At 73.5% G+C, this 24,312-nt stretch carries 25 protein-coding genes; 3 read left to right on the forward strand and 22 right to left on the reverse strand.

The features are described 5' to 3' along the window. The first annotated feature begins 11 nt into the window (after positions 1-11). The gene (locus ACFP3R_RS08760; protein WP_380634499.1) at positions 12-872 is read left to right on the forward strand and encodes an HAD family hydrolase; all 861 of its coding nucleotides are present in this window, start codon (positions 12-14) and stop codon (positions 870-872) included. A 459-nt stretch (positions 873-1,331) separates the two neighbouring features. Here ACFP3R_RS08760 and ACFP3R_RS08765 read toward each other — a convergent pair whose 3' ends face one another. The 20 genes from ACFP3R_RS08765 to ACFP3R_RS08860 form a co-directional block, all read right to left on the reverse strand. Next, entirely contained in the window at positions 1,332-2,327 is a 996-nt protein-coding gene (locus ACFP3R_RS08765) for a lysophospholipid acyltransferase family protein (RefSeq protein WP_380634656.1), read from the reverse strand. Between the two features lie 111 nt (positions 2,328-2,438). Continuing rightward, positions 2,439-3,479, reverse strand: a complete 1,041-nt coding sequence (locus ACFP3R_RS08770) for an NAD-dependent epimerase/dehydratase family protein (protein ID WP_380634500.1) — start codon at positions 3,477-3,479, stop codon at positions 2,439-2,441. A gap of 222 nt (positions 3,480-3,701) precedes the next feature. Further along, positions 3,702-3,803 (reverse strand): 30S ribosomal protein bS22, encoded by a 102-nt coding sequence (locus tag ACFP3R_RS08775; protein ID WP_015105422.1) that lies wholly within the window; start codon positions 3,801-3,803, stop codon positions 3,702-3,704. A gap of 236 nt (positions 3,804-4,039) precedes the next feature. Then, positions 4,040-4,243: a helix-turn-helix domain-containing protein gene (locus ACFP3R_RS08780; protein ID WP_033428478.1), complete on the reverse strand. Its 204-nt coding sequence runs from the start codon at positions 4,241-4,243 to the stop codon at positions 4,040-4,042. A gap of 120 nt (positions 4,244-4,363) precedes the next feature. After that, on the reverse strand, positions 4,364-5,176 hold the full coding sequence (proC, locus tag ACFP3R_RS08785; protein ID WP_380634502.1) for a pyrroline-5-carboxylate reductase: 813 nt from the start codon (positions 5,174-5,176) through the stop codon (positions 4,364-4,366). 129 nt (positions 5,177-5,305) lie between these two features. Continuing rightward, positions 5,306-6,112 carry a thioesterase family protein gene (locus ACFP3R_RS08790; RefSeq protein WP_380634503.1) on the reverse strand — a complete coding sequence of 269 codons (807 nt, stop codon included), beginning with the start codon at positions 6,110-6,112 and terminating at the stop codon, positions 5,306-5,308. An 8-nt stretch (positions 6,113-6,120) separates the two neighbouring features. Further along, positions 6,121-7,041 (reverse strand): proline dehydrogenase family protein, encoded by a 921-nt coding sequence (locus ACFP3R_RS08795; RefSeq protein ID WP_380634505.1) that lies wholly within the window; start codon positions 7,039-7,041, stop codon positions 6,121-6,123. 216 nt (positions 7,042-7,257) lie between these two features. Next, positions 7,258-8,046 carry a sugar phosphate isomerase/epimerase family protein gene (locus tag ACFP3R_RS08800; protein WP_380634507.1) on the reverse strand — a complete coding sequence of 263 codons (789 nt, stop codon included), beginning with the start codon at positions 8,044-8,046 and terminating at the stop codon, positions 7,258-7,260. Then, positions 8,043-9,410, reverse strand: coding sequence for a hypothetical protein (locus ACFP3R_RS08805; protein ID WP_380634508.1), 1,368 nt, complete (start codon positions 9,408-9,410; stop codon positions 8,043-8,045). Before ACFP3R_RS08805 ends, ACFP3R_RS08800 begins: the two co-directional genes overlap by 4 nt. Further along, positions 9,410-10,420: a Ppx/GppA phosphatase family protein gene (locus ACFP3R_RS08810; RefSeq protein WP_380634510.1), complete on the reverse strand. Its 1,011-nt coding sequence runs from the start codon at positions 10,418-10,420 to the stop codon at positions 9,410-9,412. The genes ACFP3R_RS08805 and ACFP3R_RS08810 overlap by 1 nt, the downstream gene beginning before the upstream one ends. Before the next feature lie 27 nt (positions 10,421-10,447). Then, entirely contained in the window at positions 10,448-11,128 is a 681-nt protein-coding gene (locus ACFP3R_RS08815) for a response regulator transcription factor (RefSeq protein WP_344036284.1), read from the reverse strand. Further along, entirely contained in the window at positions 11,125-12,351 is a 1,227-nt protein-coding gene (locus ACFP3R_RS08820; RefSeq protein WP_380634512.1) for a sensor histidine kinase, read from the reverse strand. Before ACFP3R_RS08820 ends, ACFP3R_RS08815 begins: the two co-directional genes overlap by 4 nt. A 383-nt stretch (positions 12,352-12,734) precedes the next feature. Further along, entirely contained in the window at positions 12,735-13,481 is a 747-nt protein-coding gene (locus tag ACFP3R_RS08825; RefSeq protein WP_380634514.1) for a phosphoglyceromutase, read from the reverse strand. 114 nt (positions 13,482-13,595) lie between these two features. Continuing rightward, positions 13,596-13,877, reverse strand: a complete 282-nt coding sequence (locus tag ACFP3R_RS08830; RefSeq protein WP_380634516.1) for a hypothetical protein — start codon at positions 13,875-13,877, stop codon at positions 13,596-13,598. A gap of 177 nt (positions 13,878-14,054) precedes the next feature. Next, entirely contained in the window at positions 14,055-15,620 is a 1,566-nt protein-coding gene (locus ACFP3R_RS08835) for a 4-coumarate--CoA ligase family protein (protein ID WP_380634518.1), read from the reverse strand. Between the two features lie 422 nt (positions 15,621-16,042). Then, the gene (locus ACFP3R_RS08840) at positions 16,043-16,924 is read right to left on the reverse strand and encodes a DUF4349 domain-containing protein (protein WP_380634520.1); all 882 of its coding nucleotides are present in this window, start codon (positions 16,922-16,924) and stop codon (positions 16,043-16,045) included. Between the two features lie 66 nt (positions 16,925-16,990). Then, positions 16,991-17,473, reverse strand: a complete 483-nt coding sequence (locus ACFP3R_RS08845) for a type III secretion system chaperone family protein (RefSeq protein WP_380634658.1) — start codon at positions 17,471-17,473, stop codon at positions 16,991-16,993. 32 nt (positions 17,474-17,505) lie between these two features. Next, positions 17,506-18,753 (reverse strand): D-inositol-3-phosphate glycosyltransferase, encoded by a 1,248-nt coding sequence (gene mshA, locus ACFP3R_RS08850; RefSeq protein WP_380634522.1) that lies wholly within the window; start codon positions 18,751-18,753, stop codon positions 17,506-17,508. Next, complete coding sequence (locus ACFP3R_RS08855; RefSeq protein ID WP_380634524.1) at positions 18,750-19,544, reverse strand: alpha/beta fold hydrolase; 795 nt, start codon at positions 19,542-19,544, stop codon at positions 18,750-18,752. Before ACFP3R_RS08855 ends, mshA begins: the two co-directional genes overlap by 4 nt. A gap of 82 nt (positions 19,545-19,626) precedes the next feature. Continuing rightward, a complete protein-coding gene (locus tag ACFP3R_RS08860) occupies positions 19,627-20,772 on the reverse strand; it encodes a L,D-transpeptidase (RefSeq protein ID WP_380634526.1) in 1,146 nt (381 codons plus the stop codon). Positions 20,773-20,896: 124 nt separating this feature from the next. On the opposite strand from ACFP3R_RS08860, the gene ACFP3R_RS08865 reads away from it, so the two are divergent. Then, positions 20,897-21,628: an SDR family NAD(P)-dependent oxidoreductase gene (locus ACFP3R_RS08865; RefSeq protein ID WP_380634527.1), complete on the forward strand. Its 732-nt coding sequence runs from the start codon at positions 20,897-20,899 to the stop codon at positions 21,626-21,628. Here ACFP3R_RS08865 and ACFP3R_RS08870 read toward each other — a convergent pair. Next, positions 21,582-22,577 carry a chymotrypsin family serine protease gene (locus tag ACFP3R_RS08870; RefSeq protein WP_380634528.1) on the reverse strand — a complete coding sequence of 332 codons (996 nt, stop codon included), beginning with the start codon at positions 22,575-22,577 and terminating at the stop codon, positions 21,582-21,584. The two genes, ACFP3R_RS08865 and ACFP3R_RS08870, sit on opposite strands and share 47 nt — an antisense overlap. 131 nt (positions 22,578-22,708) lie before the next feature. Continuing rightward, positions 22,709-23,818 (reverse strand): UDP-N-acetylmuramate dehydrogenase, encoded by a 1,110-nt coding sequence (locus ACFP3R_RS08875; RefSeq protein ID WP_380634529.1) that lies wholly within the window; start codon positions 23,816-23,818, stop codon positions 22,709-22,711. On the opposite strand from ACFP3R_RS08875, the gene ACFP3R_RS08880 reads away from it, so the two are divergent. Continuing rightward, positions 23,817-24,311, forward strand: a complete 495-nt coding sequence (locus tag ACFP3R_RS08880; RefSeq protein WP_380634531.1) for a DUF2505 domain-containing protein — start codon at positions 23,817-23,819, stop codon at positions 24,309-24,311. The genes ACFP3R_RS08875 and ACFP3R_RS08880 overlap by 2 nt on opposite strands. Position 24,312 lies beyond the last annotated feature (1 nt).

Consider the following 24,312-nt stretch of genomic DNA (forward strand, 5'->3'; position numbering starts at 1 on the left):
TGAAAAGGGCTGTGGAAGGCACGGCCGAGCGGGAAAGGCTCGCCGCGATCGCGGGAGAGGCTTCGGCCGAAGCCGCGCTGGCGGCCGCCGACCCCACCGCCACCGACCTCACCGCGGCGGCCTTCTTCGACGTCGACAACACCATGATGATGGGCGCGTCGATCTTCCACTTCGCCCGGGGACTGGCGGCCCGCAAGTTCTTCAAGAACTCCGACCTCCTCGGTTTCGCCTGGCAGCAGTTCAAATTCCGCGTAGGCGGCCGAGAAGACCCACAAAGCGTCGCCGCGTCCCGTGAACAAGCCCTCTCTTTCGTAGCCGGCCGTTCCGTGGCGGAAATCGTCTCCCTGGGTGAGGAGATCTACGACGAACTGATGGCGGACAAGATCTGGACCGGCACCCAAGCCCTGGCCCAGATGCACCTGGACGCGGGCCAAAGGGTCTGGCTGGTCACCGCCACCCCGGTGGAACTGGCCCAGATCATCGCCCGCCGCCTGGGCCTGACCGGCGCCCTGGGCACGGTCTCGGAAAACTCGAACGGCATCTACACGGGCCGCCTGGTGGGCGACCTCCTGCACGGCCGGGCAAAAGCCCACGCGGTCCGCGCCCTGGCCGCCAAAGAAGGTCTCGACCTCCGCCGCTGCACGGCCTACTCGGACTCGGCCAACGACGTCCCGATGCTGTCGGTGGTGGGCACGGCGGTAGCCGTGAACCCGGACTCGGCCCTACGCGAAACGGCGCGCAAGCGAAGCTGGGAAATCCGCGACTTCCGCACGGGCCGCAAGGCGGCGAAGATCGGCGTGCCGTCGGTCCTGGGAGCCGGCCTCCTGGCAGGCGCGACAGCAGCCACGATCGCCTACCGCCGCCGCCACTGACCACCCCGAACGCAGGGAACAGCAGGTCCTGAACGCTGAACTCACCGGTCCCGAACGTACGACACGCCCGACCTGAACGTACGACACGCGCGTCTCCAACGTACGACACGCGAGGTCCGAACGTACGACTCGCGCAACCCGAACGTAGAACTCACCCGTCCCGAACGTTCGACACGACGGTCCCGAACGTTCGACTCGCGCGAGCCTTCACAAGACGCCGACGAGACCGGTTGCACGACGGGACCGGGGCGCGCAGTCTCCAACTGTGGGGTGCTCGTGGTCTCCCGTATGGCCTGGGCGCAGCCCTACCGCGCTTGTCCAGGGGGTGTCGCACGCTTTTCGCGACGCCCCCTGGACAAGGGTGGTTGCCTCAGGCAGGCCATACGGGAGACCACGAGCCGAGCCCTTCCCCCGGCGGCCTGCCCAGCGGCGAGCGACAGCCCGTGAACCCCACCCACCTCAGCCCAGGAAAACGTTCCGCCGCTGGGTCAACAACCGGTACAGGGTCTGCTGAATCGTCTCCCGCACCTGATCCGTCAGGTTGAACACCAGCATCGGGTCATCCGCCGCGTGCTCCCCGTACTCATCGGTCCGAATCGGCTCACCGAACTCGATGTACCACTTCGAGGGCAGCGGAACAGCCCCCAACGGCCCCAACCACGGGAAGAACGGCGTCACCGGAAAATAGGGGAACCCGAACAACCTGGCCAACGCCTTGACGTCACCGATCTTCGGGTAGATCTCCTCCGCGCCCACGATCGAGCAAGGGATGATCGGCACCCCGGTGTTCAACGCCGCCGACACGAACCCGCCACGCCCGAAGCGCTGCAACTTGTACCGGTCCTTGAACGGCTTCCCGATCCCCTTGAACCCCTCGGGCCACACGCCGACCACCTCGCCGGAGCACAGCAACCGCTCCGCGTCCGGGTTGCAGGCCAGCGTCTGCCCGGACTTCCGCGCCAACGCCCCCAGCACCGGCGTCTTGAACACCAGGTCCGCCCCGAGCATCCGCAGGCGCCGCCGCGCCGGGTGGTCGTTCCGCACCGCGAACGCCGTCATCAGGGCGTCCAGCGGCAACGTCCCCGAGTGGTTGGCCACGATCAACGCCCCACCCCGGGCGGGCACGTTGTGCATCCCGATCGTCTCGACCCGGAACCACTTCTCGTACAGCGGCCGCAACGGCGGCATGAGCACGTTGTCGGTGAGGTCCCGGTCGAACCCGAACTCGTCCACCTCGTACTCGCCCTGGATGCGCCTGCGCGCGAAGTTCAGCAGCTCGGCCAGCCGCCGCTCCCACTCGGCAGGCCCAACCGCCTCAGCTTCGGCCTCAGGGCCGGCAGCAGCACCGGCACCAGCGCCGGCAGTGGACGCCTGCCCGGCCGACCCGGCACCACCCCGCCGCCGAGGAGCCTCCCGGTCCGCCCCGTGCAACGGGATCACCCGCGCCTCCGCCACGTCCACCTCCTCACCGTCGCCCCCAGCCGCACCCACCACCGTCAACGCCCGCCCAAACTCGGCAACACCCGCCCAAGCCCCGCAGCACCAGCCAGCACCAGCCAGCGCCCCTCAACGCCACCGGGCAGCCGCACCCAGCACGCCCCGCTCCACCGCCGCCACCACCACGCCGGAGTCGACCAACGGCCGCAACCCCCGCCCGCTCACGTAGTCGTCGAACGCCTGTTGCGTGGTCCACCGCGGCGTGAACCCGAACTCGCCCTTCAGCAACGTCGTGTCCACCACCCGCCCCCAGTTGAGGAACCTCATCTGGTCCGGCGAGAAGTCCACCAACCGGGCACCGCGGAAGAACCGCCCCATCGTCGGCACCGCCGCGCTGGGCACCCTCAGGTTCACCCGCCCGGCCCGCCGGATGGCCTGCGACAGCAGCAGCACCCCGTCGCCACCCACGTTGTACACCCCGGGCAGCTCGTGCAGCGTCGCCCGCTCCAGCACCGCCAGCGCGTCCTCGGAGTGCAGCAGCTGCACCCGCGCGTCGTAGCCCAGCACCGTCGGCACCACCGGCAGGGCGAAGTACCTGGTCATCACCGTGTCGATGCGGGGCCCGATGAAGTTCGTGAACCGCAGCGTGGTCACGCCCACGTCCGGCCGCCGCCGCGAGAACCCCCGGACGTAGCCCTCGACCTCCACCGCGTCCTTGGCGTACCCGCTGGACGGCAGGTCCTTAGGCCCCATGTCCTCGGTGAACACGGCCGGGTCCCGCGAGCTGGACCCGTACACCGCGCTGGTGGACTTCACCACCAGCTTGCGCACGTGCGGCGACTTCTGGCACGCGGCCAGCAGCTGCATCGTGCCGATGACGTTCATCTCCTTCATCGCGCTGCGCCCGGTGGGCCCGGCCGGGTTCGCCGTCACCGACGCGTGCACGACCGTGTCGACCTGCGCGGTGGCGATGACCTTCGCGATGAGCGGGTTGCGGATGTCGGCCCGCACGAACTCGGCGCGCCCCATCCGGCGCAGCACGTCGCGCGGCGGCGGCTCGGTGTCCACACCGAGCACGCGCTCGACGTCGGGGTTCGCCGCGAAGCGCGCGGCGAGGTGGCCGCCGAGGAAGCGGCTGCAACCGGTGACCAGAACGACCTTGGGCGCCATGCGACTCCATGTCCGGTGCTGCGACTCGACGATGCTAACCGGCTCCGCGCCAACGCGAAGGACGGGACGCCCGCGCAGGTCGCCCCGAGCGGCCGCCCCCGGAATCCACCCGACCGAACCCCGAAGCCCACCGGCCCCCGAAGCCCCCACGCCCCCACCAACAACAACACCGCCAGTCCCCGGCACGAGACCGGGGCCTGGCGGTGTGAGAACCCGCAGGGGTTACTTGCCGCGCTTGCGACGCTGCACCCGCGTCTTGCGCAGCAGCTTGCGGTGCTTCTTCTTCGACATGCGCTTGCGGCGCTTCTTGATGACCGAGCCCATGCGGGTTCCTTAACTACTAGACGTCGGTTGCTCTCCACGCGCCTGTGGAGACACCCGTCAAGAGGGCGCGCCGACACCAGGCACGAACGGCCTTCCACTTTACCCGGCGGCCCGCGCGCCCCGTCAGGCACCCGCCCCAGAGGGGGTCCGGACGGCCGGCCACACGCTCCGGACGACCGGGCACACCTCAGGGACCAGCGCCGACACCACCTCCCGCCGACTCCTCCACCGGGGCGTCACCCGGCGTCGAAGTAGGCGTTGCGCAGGTACTCGTCCACCGCCTTCTCGGGCACCCTGAACGACTTGCCCACGCGCACCGCCGTCAGCTCACCGGAGTGAACCAACCGGTACACCGTCATCTTCGACACGCGCATCACCAGCGCGACCTCGGCGACCGTCAGGAACTTGACTTGGCCGAGCGACTTCTCCTCCGCAGGCATAGATCACCGCGTCCTTCGACACGCGTCGTGCCGTCGGCTTCCCCACCGACGGTTCGACACGCACGTGCTCCCCTGAGGGTAACGGGACACCTGGGACTGGTGCGACGGCCAATGGCGGGATCAGCCCTCTTCGTGGGCCCGTCCCAGCTCCACGGAGCGGTCGCGGGCGGCCTCCAGGGCGGCCAGCAGCGCGGCCCGGACCCCGTGCTTCTCCAGCTCGCGGATGGCCATGATGGTGGTGCCGGCGGGGGATGTGACGGCCTCGCGGAGGATCACCGGGTGCTGGTCGCCCTCGTTCAGCATGGTGGCCGCGCCGACCGCCGACTGGATGATCAGCCGCCCGGCGAGGTCGCGCGGGATGCCGAGCAGGATGCCCGCGTCGATCATGGCCTCGACCAGGTAGAAGAAGTACGCGGGCCCGGACCCGGACAACGCCGTCACGGCGTCCTGCTGGCCCTCGGGCACCCGCGCCACCTGGCCGACCGTGCCCAGCAGCTCCTCGACCAGCCCGAGGTGCTCGTCCGTCGCGTACCGGCCGGCCGAGATGGCGCTCATCGCCTGGCCCACGACCATCGGCGTGTTGGGCATCACCCGGACCACCGGCGTGCGGTCGGGGAGGCGGCGCTCGTAGAGCGAGGTCGGCAGGCCCGCGCACAGCGACACGACCAGCGTGCCGGGCTTGAGCACGGGGTTCAGCTCGTCGAGCAGCGGCTCGATGTCCTGGGGCTTGACCGCGACCACGAGCACGTCGGCCCGCTGGGCGGCGCCCGCCACGTCCAGCGCCTCCACGCCGTACTGCTCGGTCAGGGCGGTGGCCCGCTCCGGGTGCTTCTCGGTGAACAGCAGCTCGTCGGCCCTGCGGCCACCCTGCAACAGCCCCGAGAGCAGGGCTTCACCGATCTTGCCAGCCCCCAGCACGGCGATGGTCGTCATGCCCCTCAGCCTGCCACGCCCCGCCAACCCGGAATTCCGGGCGCTCCGCCCCAGGGTGCCCAGCCCCGGGTGCCCAACCCCGGACTCCCAGCCCCACGTGCCCAACCCCGGCTGCCCAACCCCGGCTGCTCAGCCCTGGGCGGCGGGCGTCAGGGCCAACTGCCGCGCCTGGCACACCAGCCGCCCCGTCGAGTCGACGACCACCGCGTCCTCGTCGAACCACTGCCCGTGCACCGCGCTGCACGACACCCGCACCCGCAGCCACCCCGGCGCGGGCTCGGCCCGCAGCAACGCCGTCAGCTGCACCGTCGGGGACCACCCGAACCGGCCGAGGTTGAACGTCACCGGCATCGAGATGTCGCCCACGACCAGCGCGAAGTACGGGTCCGGCCGCTCGCCGAGCGGGCGCGCCCACAGCCGCAGCACCAGCGGGTCGCCGACGCGCCCCGCCAGGAACCCGGCCCCCTCCGGGTCCAGCCGCACCTCGCACACCGAGCCCAGCTTGTAGACCCCGCCGGGCCCCATCGACGCCAGGTCCACCGCGTTCGCGGGCGGCGCGGCGGGCACGTCCGGCAGGTCCACGTAGTCCGGCGCCGCCGTCGGCATCCGCCCGACCGTCACCACCGCCTCCACGCAGCCGCGCCCGCGCTGCTCCAGCACGGCCGACACCACGGTGGCCGTGCGGCCGGCCTTGCGGACCTCCGTCCTGATCAGCACCGGACCGATCTCCGGCGCGCGCAGGAACTGGGCGCTCACCGACAGCGGCGCGAGTTCGCCGGGCATCACCGACCGCGCGCCGTCCACCGCCGCCCGCGCCAGCACGGCCAGCAGGAACCCGCCGTGGGGCTTGGGCCCGATCGTCCACTCCGCGGGCAGCGACGCGGTGTACGTGCCGTCGCCCAGCGGGCGGACCGCACTTGCTACCGAGAAGGACACGGGACTCCTCACGACCGGCCGAACAGCGAGCGCAGGAAGAGGGCGGCGTCCGCCGGGCGCTCGGCCAGGCGGCGCGCCAGGTAGCCGTACCACTGGTCCCCGTACGGGACGTGGACGCGCACCACGTGGCCCTCGGCCGCGAGGCGCCGCTGCTCGGCCGGGCGGACGCCGTGGGGCACCTGGTACTCGAAGTCCGCCGCGGACCGGCCGTACCAGCGGGCGCGTTCGGCGACGACCTCCACCAGGCGCGGGTCGTGGGTGGCGAACACCGGGTAGCCGGACCCCGCGAGCAGGACGTTGGCGCAGCGGACGTAGTTGAGGTCGACCTCGTGCGGGTCGGTGAAGGCCACCGACGCGGGCTCGTCGTAGGCGCCCCCGCACAGCCGGACGCGGGTGCCGGCCAGCTCGCGGCAGTCGTCGGGGGTGCGCCGCAGGCGCGCCTGGAGGACCACGCCCGTCGACGGCCAGGCGCGCCGCAGCTCGGCCAGCACGCGCAGGGTCGAGTCGGTGGTGGTGTGGCGCTCCGCGTCCAGGGTGACCGTGGTGCCGGCCTGCTCGGCGGCGGCGCAGACGCGGGAGGCGTTGTCCAGGGCCCGCGTCTCGCCCAGCGCCTGCCCGACGGCGGACAGCCTCACGGTGACCTCGACGTCCCCGGCCAGGCCGGCGGCGTGCAGCTCGTCGAGGAGCCGCAGGTGGGCCAGCACGGTCCGCTCGGCGGCGGACCGGTCGACCGCGTCCTCGCCGAGGTGGTCCAGGGTCACCCGCAGGCCGTCGCCCACCAGGCGACCGGCCGCCTCGATCGCGTCGGCGGTGGTCTCGCCGGCCACGAACCGGCGCACCACGTCGCGGCTGACGGGCGCGGTGGCGACGACCCGGCGCACCGCCCCGTTGCCCGCGGCGGCCAGGATCAGCGTCCGCAACGGATTCACGATCAAGACCCTAACCGCTGGGTGGCACGAGTACAGCCACGCGGACCGGACGCGGTGCGCCGAACGCGGGGTTGCCGACCGGCCCGAACGTGGAACTCACCCGTCCCGAACGTTCGACACGGTGGTCCCGAACGTTCGACTCGCGCGGTCTGAACGTGTAGTTCGGGGGGTCTGGACGTACGACTCGCGAGGTCTGGGGGTACGACTCGCGCGGGTCTAGGGGAGGTGGCGGCGGGCGTAGGTGAGGGACTCGGCCAGGAGGGCGGTGCGGTCGGGGGCCGTGCGGGCGCGGCGGGTGTTGACCTCCAGGACGACCTGGCCGGTGAAGCCGGTGGCGGCCAGGTGGGTCAGCAGCTCCGCGCACGGCTGGGTGCCCCGGCCCGGCACCAGGTGCTCGTCCTTCGGCAGGCCGGAGCCGTCGGCCAGGTGGACGTGGGTGAGGTTGTCGCCCATCCGCTTGGCCAGCTCCATCGCGTCCACGTGCGCGGCGGAGGCGTGCGACAGGTCCAGGGTGTAGTTGCGGTGGCCCACGTCGGTGGGGTCGGTGGACGGCCGGAACGCGGTGATCTGCACCGAGCGGCCGCGCCCGAGCGCCCGGCGCACCGGGAACATGTTCTCCACCGCGATCGCCACGCCGCTGTCGTCCTCCAGGGACGCCACCAGCTCCGGGAACGCGTCGGCGTAGCGCCGCTGCCAGGCGAACGGCGGGTGCAGCACGACCGTGCGCGCCCCCAGGTCGCCGGCCGCCGAGACGCTGCGCCGCAGCCGCTCGACCGGGTCCGGCGACCACACCCGCTGGCTGATCAGCAGGCACGGCGCGTGCACGGCCAGCACCGGCACGCCGGTCCGGTTCGACAGCCGCCGCAGCGCGCCCACGTCCTGGCTGATCGGGTCGGCCCAGACCATGACCTCGACCCCGTCGTACCCCAGCTCGGCGGCCGCCTCGAACGCGGCCCCGGCGGGTTGCGGCCACACGGCCGCGGTGGACAGGCCGACCGGGATCAAGACTTCACCAGCAGCATCGCCGCCGGCGAGACCGTCACGATCAACCCGACGAGCACGGCGAGCACGGTGGTCTGGAGGTCGTCGGCCCGGCGGATCTTGCGGACCAGCATCACCAGGCCGACGGTCACCGCCAGCGCCACGACCAGGGCCGCGGGCGCCAGGGTCCGCCAGAGGAAGTTGAAGCCGAGCCACAGCGCCGCGCCGCCGACCACGCCGACGGCCAGCTGGCCGAGCATGACCAGCCACTCCTTGCCCGCCGACCGGTCGCCCGCGGGGTCGTCGTCGTCCACGTCGTCCAGGTCGGAGAGCCCGGCCGGTTCGTCGTCGTCGTCGAAGCGGCGACCGCGGGACGGCGGCGGGTAGTCGTCGTCGTCCTCCTCGTCGAGGTCGACGTAGGGGTGGAACTGGGTGCTCTCCGGCTCGACGCGCCCACCCCGGTCCGGCCGGTCACCCCGGTCCGGCCGGTCCCGCCGGTCGCCGGGTCCGGGGGCGCCGGCGGGCCCGTCGTCGCCGAACCAGTCCTCGGCGCTCTGGTCGGGCAGCGGCTCGGGCAGCCTGGGCGGCGCGGGCGGCACGATCAGCACCGACTCGGTGGGCAGCGACTCCAGCGGCACGTTGGGCCTGAGCTCGTCCGGGATGCGCGGCAGCACCTCGGTCACCGGTTCGCGCGGCGGTCCGGGCGGCGGTGGTCCGGGCGGCGACACCGGGCGGACCAGGCTGGTCCTGGCCGCTTCCGGCACCACCGGCGTGGTGAGCCTGGTCGCCTCGGGACCGACCGGCGTGGTCAGCCTGGTCGCCTCGGCCCCGGTCGCGGGCGTGAGCCGGGACAGGTCCGGCCTGGGCAGGTCCTGCCGCGACAGGTCCGGCCTGGGCAGGTCCGGCGCCGGGGGGACGGGGCGGGGCGGCTCGCCCCCGAAGTCGTCCACGATCGGCGGGACGACGCGCGTCTCCTCGGCCGGGTCGACGTCCGGCGCGCGCCGGCGCCCGCCGGGCTCCGGCGCCGACGGCGGCCGCTTGCCGGGCGGGACGGGTCGCGCCGGCGGCTCGACCCGCGGCGGCGCGACCGTGGCGGCGGCCGGTGGCGGCGGGGGCTGGACCGGCGGCTGGTAGGCCGTCCGCTCCAGCTCGGCCTCGACGTCCCGCGACGGGGGCGGGGGCGGCCCGGCGGGCTCGTCCCGCACCGGCAGCAACCGCCCGCTGTCGGAGTTGACCCGCTCGATGATCGCCTGCGGAGCGGTGTCCGAGGTGTCCTCGGCCCGTCGCCGTCGCCGGCGCGGCGCCACCTCGCCGTCGCCGCCGCCGTACTGGGCGAGCAACTCCGCGACGGTGCGCTGGGTCCGCTCCGACTCGCTCTCTCGACTCATCAACTCCACCGTGCCCCGTGGCGGCCAGTCCGTCCAGTGACGCCCGGCGGGCGGCTGCGGCCCGCCGCGTCGTCCTGGTCCAGCCCATCAGTGTGGTCCAGCCGGCGCAGGATGACACCTTCCCGGAGAGCCCAGGGGCAAATCTCCAGTTCGCTCAGCGACAGGGCCCGCATGGTGGCCTCCGCCACCAGCGCGCCCGCCACCAACTGGTGCGCCCGGCTGGGGCTCACCCCTTCGAGATCGGCCAGGTCGGCCGACGGCATCCGGGAGATGAACGCGATCAGCTGCCGCAGGCCGGCGGCGGTCAGCACGCGCCGCGCGTGCGGCCCGGCAGATGACGGCGCGGCCCCGGTCAGCCTCGCCAGCGTCCGGAAGGTCTTCGAGCTGGCAACCACCCGATCGGGCACACCGGCCCGGCGCAGCTCCTTGGCCACCGGCGCGAGCTGCTCGTCCAGCCACTCGGCGGTCCCGTCCACCTCGTCCCGCGTCGGCGGGTCGTGCGCGAACCGCGTGCGCGTCAGCCTGCCCGCGCCCAGCGGCACCGAGAACGCCTCCTCCGGCTCCTCGTCCACGCCGGTGGCCAGCTCCAGCGACCCGCCGCCGATGTCGAGGCACAGCAGCCGGCCCGCCGACCACCCGTACCAGCGGCGCACCGCGAGGAACGTGTACCGCGCCTCGTCCTCGCCGGACAGCACCCGGAGGTCCACGCCGGTCTCGCCGCGCACCCGCTCCAGCACCTCGGCCGAGTTGCCCGCCTCGCGCACCGCGGACGTGGCGAACGCCATCAGGTCCTCGCAGCCCAGCCGCTCCGCCGCCGCCTTGGCCGCGGCGACGGAGCGCACCAGCCGGTCGGCGCCCGAGCGCGAGAGCATGCCGGAGCCGTCCAGCTGCTCCGCCAGGCGCAGCACGGACTTCTCCGAACTCATCGGCGTGGGGTGGGCACCCCGATGAGCGTCCACCACCAAGAGGTGGACCGTGTTGGAACCGACGTCTAGCACCCCGAGGCGCACGCGGTGCACCGTACCTGGTCGGGGTGGTCAGGACTCGAACTTGTATCCCAGTCCGCGCACGGTCACCAGGTGCCGCGGGGCCGACGGGTCCGGCTCGATCTTCGACCGCAGCCGTTTGACGTGCACGTCCAGGGTTTTGGTGTCGCCCACGTAGTCCGCGCCCCACACCCGGTCGATCAGTTGGCCGCGGGTCAACACCCGGCCGACGTTGCGCAGCAGGTACTCCAGGAGGTCGAACTCCTTGAGCGGCAGGCTCACCTCGGCGCCGTCGACGGTCACCACGTGCCGCTCGACGTCCATCCGCACCGGGCCCGCCTCCAGGACCTGCGGCAACAGCTCCTCGGACTCGCCGCCGCGGCGCAGCACCGCGCGGATACGGGCGATCAGCTCCCGCGCCGAGTAGGGCTTGGTGACGTAGTCGTCCGCGCCCAGCTCCAGCCCGACGACCTTGTCGATCTCGCTGTCCCGGGCGGTGACCATGATCACCGGCACGGCGGAGCGGGCGCGCAGCTGCTTGCACACGTCGGTGCCGCTCATGCCGGGCAGCATCAGGTCCAGCAGCACGATGTCGGCGCCGTTGCGGTCGAACTCCTCCAGCGCCTCTTGGCCGGTGGCCGCGAGCGCCGCGGTGAAGCCCTCCTTGCGCAGGAGGAAGGCGAGCGGATCGGCGAAGGAATCCTCGTCCTCCACGATGAGCACCCTGGTCACAGCTCTCCTCCGTGGTTGCCTGCCGCGCCGGTCGGCACGGTGGTCAGCTCCTGCCCGGTCGGGGCGACCCCGGCCGGCGCGCCCCGGGTCGGGTCGGTGGTCGACGTCTCCCGGTCCGGGTGGGCCGGGAGGCGCAGGGTGAACGTGGAGCCGGTGCCCGGCAGGCTCCACAACCTCACCTCGCCGCCGTGGTTGTTGGCGACGTGCTTGACGATGGCCAGGCCGAGTCCCGTGCCGCCGGTGACGCGCGAGCGGGCCTTGTCGACCCGGTAGAAGCGCTCGAACACCCTGGTCTGCTGGTCCTCGGCGATCCCGATGCCGCGGTCGGTGACGGCGATCTCCACGTACCCGTCGACGAGCTTGCGGCTGACCGAGACGGGGCTGCCCGGCGAGGAGTACGCGATCGCGTTGTCCAGCAGGTTGCTCAGCGCGGTGACCAGCAGCGTCCGGTCTCCCTCGACGGCCAGGCCGCCGGGCTCGTCGGTGGTGACCGCGATCTCGGCGCGCTCGGCGGCGAGCCGGGTGCGGCCCATGGCCTCGCTGACCACCACGTCGACCTCGACCGGGCTCAGCTCCGGCAGCTTCTCGGCGCCCTGGAGCCGCGACAGCGCGATCAGCTCGGTGACCAGCGTGCCCAGCCGGGTGGCCTCCTGCATGATCTTGGCGCTGAACCGGCGCACCTGCTCCTGGTCGTCGGAGGCGTCCAGCACCGCCTCGGCCAGCAGCGCCAGCGCGCCCACGGGGGTCTTCAGCTCGTGGCTGACGTTGGCCACGAAGTCGCGCCTGGTCGCCTCCAGCCGCACGGCCTCGGACTCGTCGGACGCCTCGACCACGACGAAGGACTCCGTCAGCACCTTCACCGACGCGTGCACGGCCGTGGGCTGGCGGCCCTTGATGACCTCCAGCGACGACAGGTCCACCGAGACCACGCCGCCGTCGCGGCGGGCCAGCTCGGCGGCGCGGCGGGCCCGGTCGTCCACCCGGCTGCCGCGCACCACGCCCAGTTCCTCGGCGCGCGCGTTGTGCAGCACCACGTCGCCGAAGGCGTTGAGGACCGCGATGCCGTCGTGGGAGGAGCGGACCACCATCGCCATCAGGTCGGCGACGGTGAGGCCCCGGGGGCGGCTGTCGCGGGGGCGCGCGGTGGCGCGGCCCACCAGGAACGCCACGCCGCCGATCAGCAGAGCGCCGATCGACAGGATGAAGTAACCCGTTGCGGTCACGGTCGCATGGTAAGCAGGTCAGGGCGGGGGTGGCCTAGTGCGCGAACGCGGTTCGTGACTCCCGTGACACGTCCGGGACCGATGTTCTCCCGGCAGACGACCGCAGTTCACCCAATCGTGTCCAATTGAGCCGGGTCCTGTTCGGACAGGTGCAGGTTCGCCCACGCCGGGCTCTCCTCCAGGTGACGCGCCGAGGACGTGGCGGGGTCGCGGCGGGGGCCGTGCCGGAGGTCGCGGCGGAGGTCGCGCCGAGCACGCGGTGGGGAACGTGCGGGAGGTCGCGGCGAGGCCCCGCGACCCCCGGTGGGACGAACGCGGCGGCGGCGCGGGCGCCGGGGTGTCCCCGCGCACGCGCCGCCGCCGGGCGGTGGAGCGGAAGAGCTCTAGCGGCCCTGGTTGGCCACGGCCTTGATGGCGTCGGCCGCCGCGTCCGGGTCCAGGTAGGTGCCGCCCGCCGTGATCGGCCGGAGGTCGTCGTCCAGGTCGTAGCGCAGCGGGATGCCGGTCGGCACGTTCAGGCCCGCGATGGCCTCGTCGGAGACGCCGTCGAGGTGCTTGATCAGGGCGCGCAGCGAGTTGCCGTGCGCGGCGACCAGCACCGTCCGGCCGGCCCGCAGGTCGGGCACGATCGCGGTCTCCCAGTAGGGGATCATCCGCTTGACCACGTCCAGCAGGCACTCGGTCATCGGCAGGTCGGACCCGAGGTCCGCGTAGCGCGGGTCGCGGTCCTGGCTGAACTCGGCGCCGGGCTCGATGACCGGCGGCGGGGTGTCGTAGGAGCGGCGCCAGAGCATGAACTGCTCCTCGCCGAACTCCTCCAGGGTCTGCTTCTTGTTCTTGCCCTGGAGCGCGCCGTAGTGGCGCTCGTTGAGGCGCCAGTCCCGGCGCACCGGGATCCAGTGCCGGTCGGCCGAGTCGAGGGCGATGTTCGCGGTGGAGATCGCCCGCCGCAGCAGGGACGTGTGCAGGACCTCGGGCAGCACGCCCGCCTCCCGCATCAGCACGCCACCGCGCTTCGCCTCGGCGACGCCCTTCTCCGACAGGGGGACGTCCACCCAGCCGGTGAACAGGTTCTCCGCGTTCCAGACGCTCTCGCCGTGGCGGAGCAGCACGAGGGTTCCGACAGCCATGGGCGTCAGCCTGCCAGATGGGCCCGGCCTGCTCACGAGGGTGGTCGCCGGGGACTTGATCGGTGCAGCGGGCCGGTCGCTCCTGCCGGTCCGCCGCACCGGTTCGAGCGGGGGTCAGCCGCCCAGGGCGCCGCCCAGACCACCGGTCAGGCCGCCACCGGGGGTGTTGCCGGTGCTGCCCAGGGTGCCCGTCGGACCGCTCACGCCGGTGCCCAGGGCGCCGAGGACCTGGTTCAGCACCGGCAGGCCGGGCAGGAACTTGGCGGCGCCGCCCGACGAGCCGGCCTGCGGGCCGAGGTCTCCCAGGTTGCCGGGGGCGGCGAGGGCCGCCGGGGCCGCGAACAGGACAGCCGCCGTCGCGCCGGCCGCGACGACCAGCCTTCCAAGGGTGCGCATGAGTGGATCTCCGTAACGAATCATCGGGGTGCGTGCGAAGTGCACCCGGACATGCTGGGGCGCACCCGGGCCCCGAACCACCCCGCGACCACGACATAGACACGATCGTGGGACCGACCCGCCGCAGTCGGGTGACAGCGGGCGCGACCGACCTCCGGCCGCGCCCACCGGCACCGCCTAGGACGCGGTTTCGCGGGCCCGCAGGTCCTTGCGCAGGATCTTGCCCGCCGACGACTTCGGGATGGCCTCGATGAACTCGACCACCCGCACCTTCTTGTGCGGCGCGACCTGCGAGGCCACGAACGCCATCACGCCCGCCCCGTCCAGCGACGCCCCGGGCTGGAGCACCACGAACGCCTTGGGCACCTCCTCGCCCTCCGCGTCGCGCACCCCCACGACCGCCGCGTCCGCGATCCCCGGGTGCGTCAGCAGCACGGCCTCCAGCTCGGCGGGCGGCACCTGGTAGCCCTTGTACTTGATCAGCTCCTTGACCCGGTCGACGATGGTGACCAGACCGCCCTCGTCGATCACCGCCACGTCGCCGGTGTGCAGCCAGCCGTCCGCGTCCAGGGTCGCCGCGGTGGCCTCGGGGTTGTTCAGGTAGCCCTTCATCACGTTCGGGCCGCGGCACCACAGCTCGCCGCGCTCGCCGACGCCGACGTCCTCGCCGGTGGCCGGGTCGACCAGGCGGCACTCCATGCTCGGGAGGATCACGCCGACCGTGCCGACGGAGATGTCGTCGCGGTTGTCGGGGATGGCGTGGCTGACCGGGCTCATCTCGGTCATGCCGTAGCCCTGGGAGACGCGGCAGCCCAGCCGCTTCGAGACGGCGGCCGCCAGGTCGACGTCCAGCGGCGCGGCCCCGGAGAAGATCGTGTCGATGCCCGACAGGTCGTACTGGTCGACCACGGGGTGCTTGGCCAGCGCCAGCGCGACCGGCGGGGCGATGTAGACGAGGTTGGTCCGGTGCTCCTGGATCACCCGCAGGAACTCCGGCAGGTCGAACCGCGGCATGGTGACGACCGTCGCGCCCACGTGCAGGCCGTTGTTCATCGCCACCTGCATGCCGTAGATGTGGAAGAACGGCAGCACGGCGAGGATCCGGGAGGCGTCCCGGACCTCCAGGATGGGGCCGCACTGGACGATGTTGGCCACCAGGTTCCGGTGGGTCAGCATCACGCCCTTGGCGCGCCCGGTGGTGCCCGACGAGTACGGCAGCACGGCCACGTCCTCGGCCGGGTCGATCTCCACCACCGGCACCGGGTGGTCGCCCGCCAGCAGCTCGCCCAGGCTCGGGTACCCCTCCGCGCCGTCGAGCAGGACCACGTCGGACACGCCCGCCCTCGCCGCGCCCGGCGCGGCGTTGGGCAGCAGCGCGGACACCGTGAACAGCATCTTCGCGCCCGCGTCGGCCAGCTGGTGGGCGACCTCGTCGGCGGTGTAGAGGGCGTTGATCGTGGTCGCCGTGGCGCCGGCGCGCAGGACGCCGTGGAAGACCACGGCGTAGTACGGGGTGTTCGGGCTGAGGATGCCGACCACGTCGCCCTTGCCGATGCCCCGCGCGGCCAGCGCCGCGGCCATCCGGTCGACCGCGCCGGCCAGCTGGGAGTAGGTCAGGGACGCGCCCGTGCCGCCGTCGACCAGGGCCACCCGGTCGGACCGGTCGCCGAGGTCGGCGAACAGCAACTCGTGGAGCGAGACGTCCGGGACCACGACATCGGGGTACGGACTGCGGAAGACCATGCGGCTGCCTCATTCTTCCGGGGGGCGGTGATCCCGCCATCGTGTGGTACGCACCACCCCCGGTCAAGGCGCACCGGGGACGTGACCGGTGGTCTCACCGATTCGCGCCGGCGTTACTTAACTCGGCTAAGAACACTCGAACGGAGCAACGCCGGCCCTTGTGGTGATCACCGCACTTCTGCCAAGTTGGCAGGGCCGCGCGGGTCGGCTCCCACGCACTCCGACGACTCGCCCGGCGACCGCCGCGGCTCGCCTTTCCCCCCGTCGAGCCGCGGTCCCGCTGGGAATTCCGGGCTCCCCCCGCCCGGGTCCACCGCAGCGGGGACCGACGCGGGGCGGCTTGAACTCGTGACTCCCCCTCTCTCCCAAGCCGCCCCGCGCTCCCCGCCGGGCAACCCCCCGTGCAACTCTGGGTAGCACCCCTACTTCGGCAGGCTGACCCCCGTCAGCGCGGTCTTGCGCCGGCGCCACCACAGGTACGCCGCGGCCCCGGGCAGCCCGAGCACCAGGGCGAACGGCAGCACCGCGCCCACCACGACCAGCAGCAGCCCGACGCCGTCCACCAGGGCCCGCCAGCCGCCGGCGAAAGCGCCCAGGAAGTCCTGGTCGTCCGGTTCCGGGGGCGCCGGCTCGCCCGGCCGCTCGCCGACGGTCACGGTCAGCGTCGCCATCGCGACCTGCCCCTTGAGCACGTCGTGCCGGCGCTGGAGCGACTCCAGCTCGGCCAGCCGCCCGGTCAGCTCCTCCTCGATGTCGGTGATCTCCGAGGTGGAGGAGGCGCGCTCCAGCAGCGCGCGCACGCGGCCCACGCTCGCCCGCTGGTTGGCCAGGCGCGCCTCGACGTCCACGACCTGCTCGGTCACGTCCTCGGTGCGCACCTCGCGCCGGACGACCTCCGCGCCGTCCAGCTCGCCGACCGACCTCAGCACGCCGTCCAGCTGCTCGCCCGGCACGCGCAGGGTGACCGAGGCCCGGGTGGGCGTCGCGTTCTCCTGCGACGAGTAGCCGCCCCGCAGCGCGACCAGGTCCTTGAGCCTGGTCACCGTGCCGCCGACGTCGGCGGCCACCAGCTCCACCGTCGCGCTGCGCACCAGCTGCCTGGCCGTCTGCTCGGCGGCGGGCCGGTCCTCCTTCGCCGCACCGCCCGGCACGCCACCGGGCTCACCGTTCTCGGCGACGCCACCCGGCACCTGCGCCGGCGCCGGCGCGGCGACGTCGGCCGCGCCGGACGACGTCCCGCCCGCGCCGCACCCGGTCAACACGATCAACGCGGTGGCCAACGCCACCCCGACCCGTGCACCCATCCGCTACCCCTCCCCTTCGTCGGGGAAGGGACGGGAGCGGGGGTGGGGTCAGTTGCGCCGGCGCCATCACGATTCGGACACCAGGTGCCGGAACGCCTGGAGGTTCGCCAGCGACTCGCCGCGCGAGACGCGCCAGTCCCACTCCCGCCGGATCGCGCCGGCGAACCCGATCTCCAGCAGGGTGTTGAAATCGCCGTCGGCCGCCTCGACCACCTGCCCGAGCACCCGGTCCAGCTCGTCGGGCGTCACCGCGTGCGGGGCGAGCCTGCCCACCAGGTAGATGTCGCCGGCCGGGTCGATCGTGTAGTGCACCCCGTAGAGCCTCGCGTTGCGCCGCAGCAGGAACCGGTAGACCTCCTCGTGCGCCTCGTCCGGCCGGCGGCACACGAACGCCTCCACGACCAGCGCGTGCCGGCCCACCACCAGCCAGCAGTTGGTCTGGAGCTTCTTGGTCCCGGGCAGGGTGACGAAGTACCTGCCCGGCTCCTTGCGCTCGTAGTCCAGCTCGCGGTCGTCCAGGGCGGCGCGGATCACCTCGTCGGTGTTCAAGCGGGGGACCTCCTCGGGGTGGGTCGGGGTGCTCAAGCGAAGACCTCCTCGCGGAATACCTCGCCCGCCTGCGCGTACACGGCCAGCAGCGAATCCGTCGTCCGGTCCCAGGAGAACCGGCGGGCGTGGCCGACCGCGTTGGCCGCCAGCCCCTCGCGGCGGAGCAGCGCGACCTCCGCGAGCACCCGGGCCCACGCGCCCGGCTCGTGGCCGTCGACCAGCGCGCCGGACACCCCGTCGCGCACCGCCACCGGCAGCCCGCCGACCGCCGCCGCCACGACCGGCGTGCCGCACGCCTGCGCCTCCAGCGCCACCAGCCCGAACGACTCGTTGTGGCTGGGCACGGCCACCACGTCGGCGGCGCGGTAGACCCGGGCCAGCGCCTCGCCGCCCTGCGGCGGCAGGAACCGCACCACGTCGGAGATCCCCAGCCCGGCCGCGAGCCGCACCAGCTCCTCGGGCGTCTTCAGGCCGGTCCCGGACGGGCCGCCGACCACCAGCACCACCAGCCGCGAGCGCAGGCCGGGGTCCCGGGCGAGCATCTCCGCGGCGGCCCGCAGCAGCACGTCCGGGGCCTTGAGCGGCTGGATGCGCCCCACGAACGCCAGCACCACCGCGTCGGCCGGCAGGCCCAGCACGGCCCGCGCGGGCCGCGGGTCGCCCGGCGTGAACCGCTCCAGGTCCACGCCCGGCGGGACCACCAGCACCTTCGCCGGGTCGGCGGCGTAGAGGTCGACCAGCTCGCCGGCCTCGACGTCGGTGTTCGCCACCAGCCGGTCCGCCTCGGCGACCACCTGCTCCTCGCCGATGACCCGCATCCGGGGCTCGGGGGTGTCGGCGGCGGCCAGCGCCAGGTTCTTCACCTTGGCCAGCGTGTGCGCGGTGTGGACGAGGGGCACCGCCCAGCGCTCCCGGGCCAGCCAGCCGACCTGCCCGGACAGCCAGTAGTGCGAGTGCACGACGTCGTAGTAGCCGGGCTCGTGCCGCGCCTCGGCGCGCAGGACACCGGCCGTGAACGCGCACAGCTGGGCGGGCAGCTCCTCCTTGCCCAGCCCCTCGAACGGGCCGGCCACGACGTGCCGCACCTTCACGCCGGGCGCCAGCTCCGCGACCGGCGGCAGCTCGGAGGAGGTGGCGCGGGTGAAGATCTCCACCTCGATGCCGCGCCGCGCCATCGAGGTGGCCGTCTGCACGATGTAGACGTTCATGCCGCCCGCGTCGCCCGTGCCGGGCTGCTCCAGCGGGGAGGTGTGCACCGAGAGCACCGCGACGCGCCTCACCGGCAGACCTCCGCGACGAAGCCCAGCAGGTCGTCGGCGAACCGCTCCTGCCGTTCCAGGAACGGCACGTGCCCGGTCCGCTCGTAGCGGCGCAGCTCGGCCCCCGGGACGGTCCCCGCCGCGTGCTCGCCGGCGGACGGGTCCACCACCCCGTCGGCGGTCCCGTGCACCACCAGGGTCGGCTTGTCGACACCCTTGAGCACGGTGGAGCCGTCCACGTCCCGCCGGAACAGGTCGCGGCGCACCCCCGGTGGCACGCGCAGCGCCGTGCCCAGCAGCCGCTGCACCAGTCCGCCCGGCAGGTCGGCCTGGTCCCGGAAGAACCCGGCGAGGGCGGGCACCGCGACCGCCGGGTCCTCGGACAGCGCGGCGGGCAGCGCGCGGCGCATGACCGGGCCCGCGGCGCCGCCGGGCCGGTCGCGCCCGATCTCGGTGATGGCGCCCACCAGCACCAGGCCGTCGACCCGCGCCGTGCCGTGCTCGCGCAGGTAGTCGGTGATCACCAGGCCGCCGTAGGACCAGCCGACCAGGGTCGCCGGCCGGCCCACGTGGTCCAGGACCGCCCGCAGGTCGGCGGCCCAGGCCGCCGAGTCCCGGTAGCCGGCGCCGGTGACCTCGGAGTCGCCGTGGCCGCGCAGGTCCGGTGCGACGACGCGCACACCGGGATAATCCGGCCACACCTCCCCGGACTGGGCCCAGCCGTGCACCAGCACTACCGGCGGAGCGTCGACCGGGCCCGCCTCGCGGAGGGAGAGCCGCACGCCCTCCGCGGTGAGGAGAGAAGTCTGCACGACCTACGACAACACCGGGATCATCCCATGGCTTCCCGAAGCGGCCGCTTTCGCGGGCTCCGGACGGCGTGTGTGGCACGGGTTACAGCGCGGACATCTCCTGCCACTGCGCCCAGGGCACCTGCCAGTCGTACCAGTCGTACTGGGCGGGCAGCGTGGTGATCGAGTTGGTCACCTCGACCGGGTCACCCACCAGCGCGCTGTCGTAGTACGCCTTGGCGTCGGCCTCCAGCAGGTTGGCGCAGCCGTGCGAGGTGTTGTTCTTGCCGATGTTGGCCGCGTTGTCGTTGTTCTCGTGGATGAACTCGCCGTGGTTGGAGAAGCGGACGGCCCACTTCTTCAGCACGTTGGTGTAGCCGTACCGGGGGTTGTCGAAGCTGAACTCCGAGAACTTCTCCATCACGACGAACGTGCCGTTCGGGGTGGTCAGCTCGGGGTCGGCGTCCCGCCCGAAGGACGCCGGGTAGCTCGCCACCGTCTGGCCGTCGCGCTGCACCACCAGCTGGTGGGACGGGTTGTCGATCTTCACGACCTGGTTGCGGCCGATGGTGAAGTCGCTCGTCACGTCCGCGCGGCCGACCGCGCCGCCCCCGTAGGGCACCCCGTACAGCTTGGCCTCGACGTGCACCCGCGTGTTGGCCGGCCAGTACTTCTCCGGGCGGTAGTGCACCTCGCGGGCGCTGAGCCAGGCCCAGCTGCCTTGCACGTCCGCCGAGCTGGTGACGGTCAGGGCCTTCTCCACGGTGGCCCGGTCGGTCACGTCGGCCTCGAACTTCACCATGATCGGGATCGCGACGCCCACGGTCTGGTCGTCGCCGGGGAACAGGGTGGCGCGCACCTGGGCGGCCGGGTCGAGGGTGGTGAAGGAGCCGGTGAGGTCGACGGGCTTGCCGTCGGTGCCGGTGGCGCGGCCCGCGTAGGTGTACTCCTTGCCGAAGCCCAGGGGTTCCGTGCTCGACCACGACCTCTTGTCCTCGGCGAGCGCGCCCGCGACCGCCGCGCCCTCGGGGTTGGTCAGCGCGACCTGGTCGATCGTGCCCTCGGCCACGGTGACCCGCACCGGCGTGCCGACCGGGGCCCCGGTGGCGCCGTCGGCGGGTTCGGTGGTGAACTTCGCCACGGGCGGGGCGTCCCCGCCGAGCGGCTTGGGCGTGCCCTGTTCCACGGACGCGCCGCAGCCGGTCAGCAGCGCGAGCGCGGCCAGCAGGGCGACAAATCTCCTGTGCACAACGACCTCCTGGTCGGAAGACGTCCGACGCGCCTCCAGGTGCGGGTGACATGCCTCACACGGGCAGGTGTCCCACGGGTGGGACGTACCCGGTGGACGCGCGGGCCGCACCTAGGATCGGCGCGTGAACCGTCCTACCGCAGTCGTGACCGGAGCCAGCGCGGGCATCGGTGAGGCCACCGCCCGGCGGCTCGCCGCCGAGGGCTTCCACGTGGTGCTGGGCGCCCGGCGGCTCGACCTGCTCCAGGGTATCGCGGACGAGATCGGCGGCACGGCCGTCGAGCTGGACGTGACGTCCGCCTCCTCCGTGGCGGACTTCCTGGCGGCGGTCCCGGCGGCGCGGGTCCTGGTGAACAACGCCGGCGGCGCCAGGGGCCTGACCACCGTGGCCGAGGCGGACGAGGACCACTGGCGGTGGATGTGGGAGACCAACGTCCTCGGCACGCTGCGCGTCACCAAGGGCCTGCTGCCGAGGCTGATCGCCTCCGGTGACGGCCACGTGGTCACCGTCACCTCCATCGCCGCGGTCGAGGCGTACGACAACGGCTCCGGCTACACCTCCGCCAAGCACGCCCAGTCGGCGCTGCACCGCACCCTCCGGGGCGAGCTGCTGGGGCAGCCGGTCCGGGTGACCGAGGTCCTGCCCGGCATGGTGGAGACCGACTTCTCCGTCAACCGCTTCGACGGCGACGCCGAGCGCGCCTCGGCCGTCTACCGGGGCCTCACCCCGCTGACCGCGGACGACGTGGCGGACGTCATCGCGTTCGCGGTCACCCGGCCGTCGCACGTGAACCTGGACCAGATCGTGCTCAAGCCCCGCGCGCAGGCGTCGGCGACCCGCGCGCACCGCTCGTGAGCAGGTCCACGTCGAGCTGGTCGAGCACCGGCTCGACGGGGTTGGCGAAGCCGCGGCGGCCGCTGCCGCCCAGGTAGAGCCCGACCACCCGGTTGGCGTCGTCCAGCAGGACGGCGCCCGAGTCCCCGTGGTCGCCGAACCGGGGCGACTCGACGCGGATCTGGTCGTGCAGCGTGCGCACGCCCAGGCCCACGCCGAAGTCGAGCGTGATCGCGGCGTCCGTGGAGGCCACCACGCCCTCGGTGACGGCGGTGGTGCGCCCGCGCTTGCGCACCCGCTGGCCGACCCGCGCCGCGGCGAACCCGCGCACCGGGCCGAGCTCCGCCACCTCGGCCCGGTGGCGCGGGGTGGTGAGCAGGATCGCGGCGGCGTCCACCCGGGACGACAGCGCGGCCCGCGCCAGCGCGCCGACCCGGTCGTGCAAGGGGTGGCCGCCGTCCACCCGGGACGGGTGCACCATCGGGTCCCCGACCGCCCACGCGTCGTCCACGCACGCCACGTGGAACGCGGTCAGGCCCATCACCAGGAACCGGTGGCGGGGCGTGACCAGCGCGCCGAGCGTGCCGGCCACCACGTAGTCGTCCGGTTCGGGCACGTCCGGCGGCACGAACCGGATCGCCCGGCTGGGCCCGATCCCGATGCCGCCGATGAGCAGCTCGTGCCGCTCCGCGCCGCCGACGCCCTCCGGCGAGGCGATGGTGTGGTGCGGCGAGAAGGAGTCCTCCACCACGTCGGTGGGCACGCCCAGCACGTCCGGCGGGATGGTGAACTGCGCGGCGGGACCCTTGCGGCGCACGAACACCAGGATCGCCGACCGCCCGGTCCGGCGCCCGCGCGTGGTCTTCTCGCCGAGGTCCACGCCCACCACACCGGGCCGGCTCAGGAAATCGTCCTCGACCAGCCTCTTGATCGGCCTGACGGCCGCGCGCTCGTCGTCTTGGTGAGCCATGACGACCTCCCACGGGTGCCCCTGACTCCATGAAACGCGCGGAGTGAGGCTTCGTCACACGCAGTCACCCATTCGGCCGGTCGGCTCCCCGGTGGTGGTCCCCCGGTAGCCCGGCGCAGGTCAGCGCGAGGTCACCCGAGGTCGCAGCCCACCAGCACCGGCTCGGGCCGCAGCTCCACCCCGAACGCCGCCCGCACCCCGTCGCGCACCTCGCGCGCCAGGTCGAGCAGGTCCTCCGTGGACGCGCCGCCGCGGTTGGTCAGCGCCAGGGTGTGCTTGCCCGACAGGGCCACCCGGCCACCGGCACCGCGGTACCCGCGGGTGAACCCGGCCCGCTCGATCAGCCACGCCGCCGACAGCTTCGCCCGCCCCCCGCCGGCCGGGTAGGTGGGCACCTCGACGTGCCGCCCCAACCGCTCGGCGATGCGGATCAGCGCGCCGGCCAGGGTGGACTCGTCGAGCAGCGGGTTGGTGAAGAACGAGCCCGCGCTCCACGTGTCGTGGTCGGCCGGGTCGAGCACCATGCCCTTGCCGCGCCGCAGGTCCAGCACGGCCTTGCGGGCCGCGTCGGCGGGCACCCGCTCGCCCTGCGCCACGCCGAGCACGCGCGCCAGCTCCGCGTACCGGATCGGCGCGGACTGGCCGCCCGCGGTCAGCGCGAACCGCGCCCGCAGCACCACCGCGTGGTCGGTGCCCTTCAGCACGCTGGTCCGGTAGGCCAGGCCCAGCCCCTCGGCGGGCACCTGGTGCACCCGGCCGGTGCGCCGGTCCAGCAGGTCGACCGAGGTCAGCACCTGCGAGACCTCCACGCCGTACGCGCCGACGTTCTGCACCGGGGTCGCGCCGACCAGGCCGGGGATGCCGGACAGGCACTCCAGCCCGCCCAGGCCCTGCGCCACGGCCTCCGCCACCACCGAGTCCCAGTCCTCGCCCGCCTCGACGGTGAGCTGCACCAGGCCGTCGCCGAGCGGGTCGAGCCGGCGGCCCACCGTGCCGACCTGCACCGCGGTGCCGTCGAACCCGGCGTCCGCGACGACCAGGTTGGACCCGCCGCCGACCAGCAGCACCGGCTCGCCGGAGGCGTCCAGGTCGCGGACGGTCTCGACGAGTTCGGCGGCCGTGGTGGCGCGCGTGAACCGCGCGGCCGGGCCACCGAGCCGCAACGTGGTGCACTCGGCGAGCCACGTCCGGGCACTGGACGGCGGGGTGGTCACGGGCGTCAACGGTAGCCTCCGCGACATGGCACGCCGCATCGAGCACCGAACCGCGTCCCCCTGGCCCGCGCGGGACGTGTACGCCGCGCTGGTCGACGAGGGTCACCTGCGGGACCGCCTGGCCGTCCTGGGCGGCAAGGGCGCCGAGCTGGTGGCGTTCACCACGACCGGTCAGACCACGACCTACCAGCTCAGGCAGGGCGTGGACGCGGCGGACCTGCCCCCGGTCGCGCGCGGCGCGCTCGGCGGCGACCTGGTGATCACGCGCACCGAGACGTGGACCGAGGCGGGCCCGGCCGGGACGATCGAGGGCCTGCTGGGCGGCGTGCCCGGCCGCATCGAGGGCGCCATCACCCTGGCCGACACCGCGGGCGGCAGCGAGCTGCACCTCGTGGGCCAGGTCGAGGTCGGCATCCCGCTGCTGGGCGGCAAGGTGGAGAAGATGGTCGTCGAGCAGGTCGCCAGGCTGCTGGACAAGGAGACCGGGTTCACGTCCGACTGGTTGGCGCGCCGCTCCTGAC

It is taken from the genome of Saccharothrix lopnurensis, assembly GCF_042658445.1.
Classification (GTDB): domain Bacteria; phylum Actinomycetota; class Actinomycetes; order Mycobacteriales; family Pseudonocardiaceae; genus Actinosynnema; species Actinosynnema lopnurensis.

Coding starts and splice junctions, on each gene's coding strand:
- ACFP3R_RS08770 (WP_380634500.1), bottom strand. CDS start 3,479: ATGGCGCCCAAGGTCGTTCTGGTCACCGGTTGCAGCCGCTTCCTCGGC.
- ACFP3R_RS08830 (WP_380634516.1), bottom strand. CDS start 13,877: ATGCGCACCCTTGGAAGGCTGGTCGTCGCGGCCGGCGCGACGGCGGCT.
- ACFP3R_RS08875 (WP_380634529.1), bottom strand. CDS start 23,818: ATGTCGCGGAGGCTACCGTTGACGCCCGTGACCACCCCGCCGTCCAGT.
- ACFP3R_RS08835 (WP_380634518.1), bottom strand. CDS start 15,620: ATGGTCTTCCGCAGTCCGTACCCCGATGTCGTGGTCCCGGACGTCTCG.
- ACFP3R_RS08870 (WP_380634528.1), bottom strand. CDS start 22,577: ATGGCTCACCAAGACGACGAGCGCGCGGCCGTCAGGCCGATCAAGAGG.
- ACFP3R_RS08780 (WP_033428478.1), bottom strand. CDS start 4,243: ATGCCTGCGGAGGAGAAGTCGCTCGGCCAAGTCAAGTTCCTGACGGTC.
- proC (WP_380634502.1), bottom strand. CDS start 5,176: ATGACGACCATCGCCGTGCTGGGGGCTGGCAAGATCGGTGAAGCCCTG.
- ACFP3R_RS08840 (WP_380634520.1), bottom strand. CDS start 16,924: ATGGGTGCACGGGTCGGGGTGGCGTTGGCCACCGCGTTGATCGTGTTG.
- ACFP3R_RS08825 (WP_380634514.1), bottom strand. CDS start 13,481: ATGGCTGTCGGAACCCTCGTGCTGCTCCGCCACGGCGAGAGCGTCTGG.
- ACFP3R_RS08880 (WP_380634531.1), top strand. CDS start 23,817: ATGGCACGCCGCATCGAGCACCGAACCGCGTCCCCCTGGCCCGCGCGG.
- ACFP3R_RS08775 (WP_015105422.1), bottom strand. CDS start 3,803: ATGGGCTCGGTCATCAAGAAGCGCCGCAAGCGCATGTCGAAGAAGAAG.
- ACFP3R_RS08805 (WP_380634508.1), bottom strand. CDS start 9,410: ATGAGTCGAGAGAGCGAGTCGGAGCGGACCCAGCGCACCGTCGCGGAG.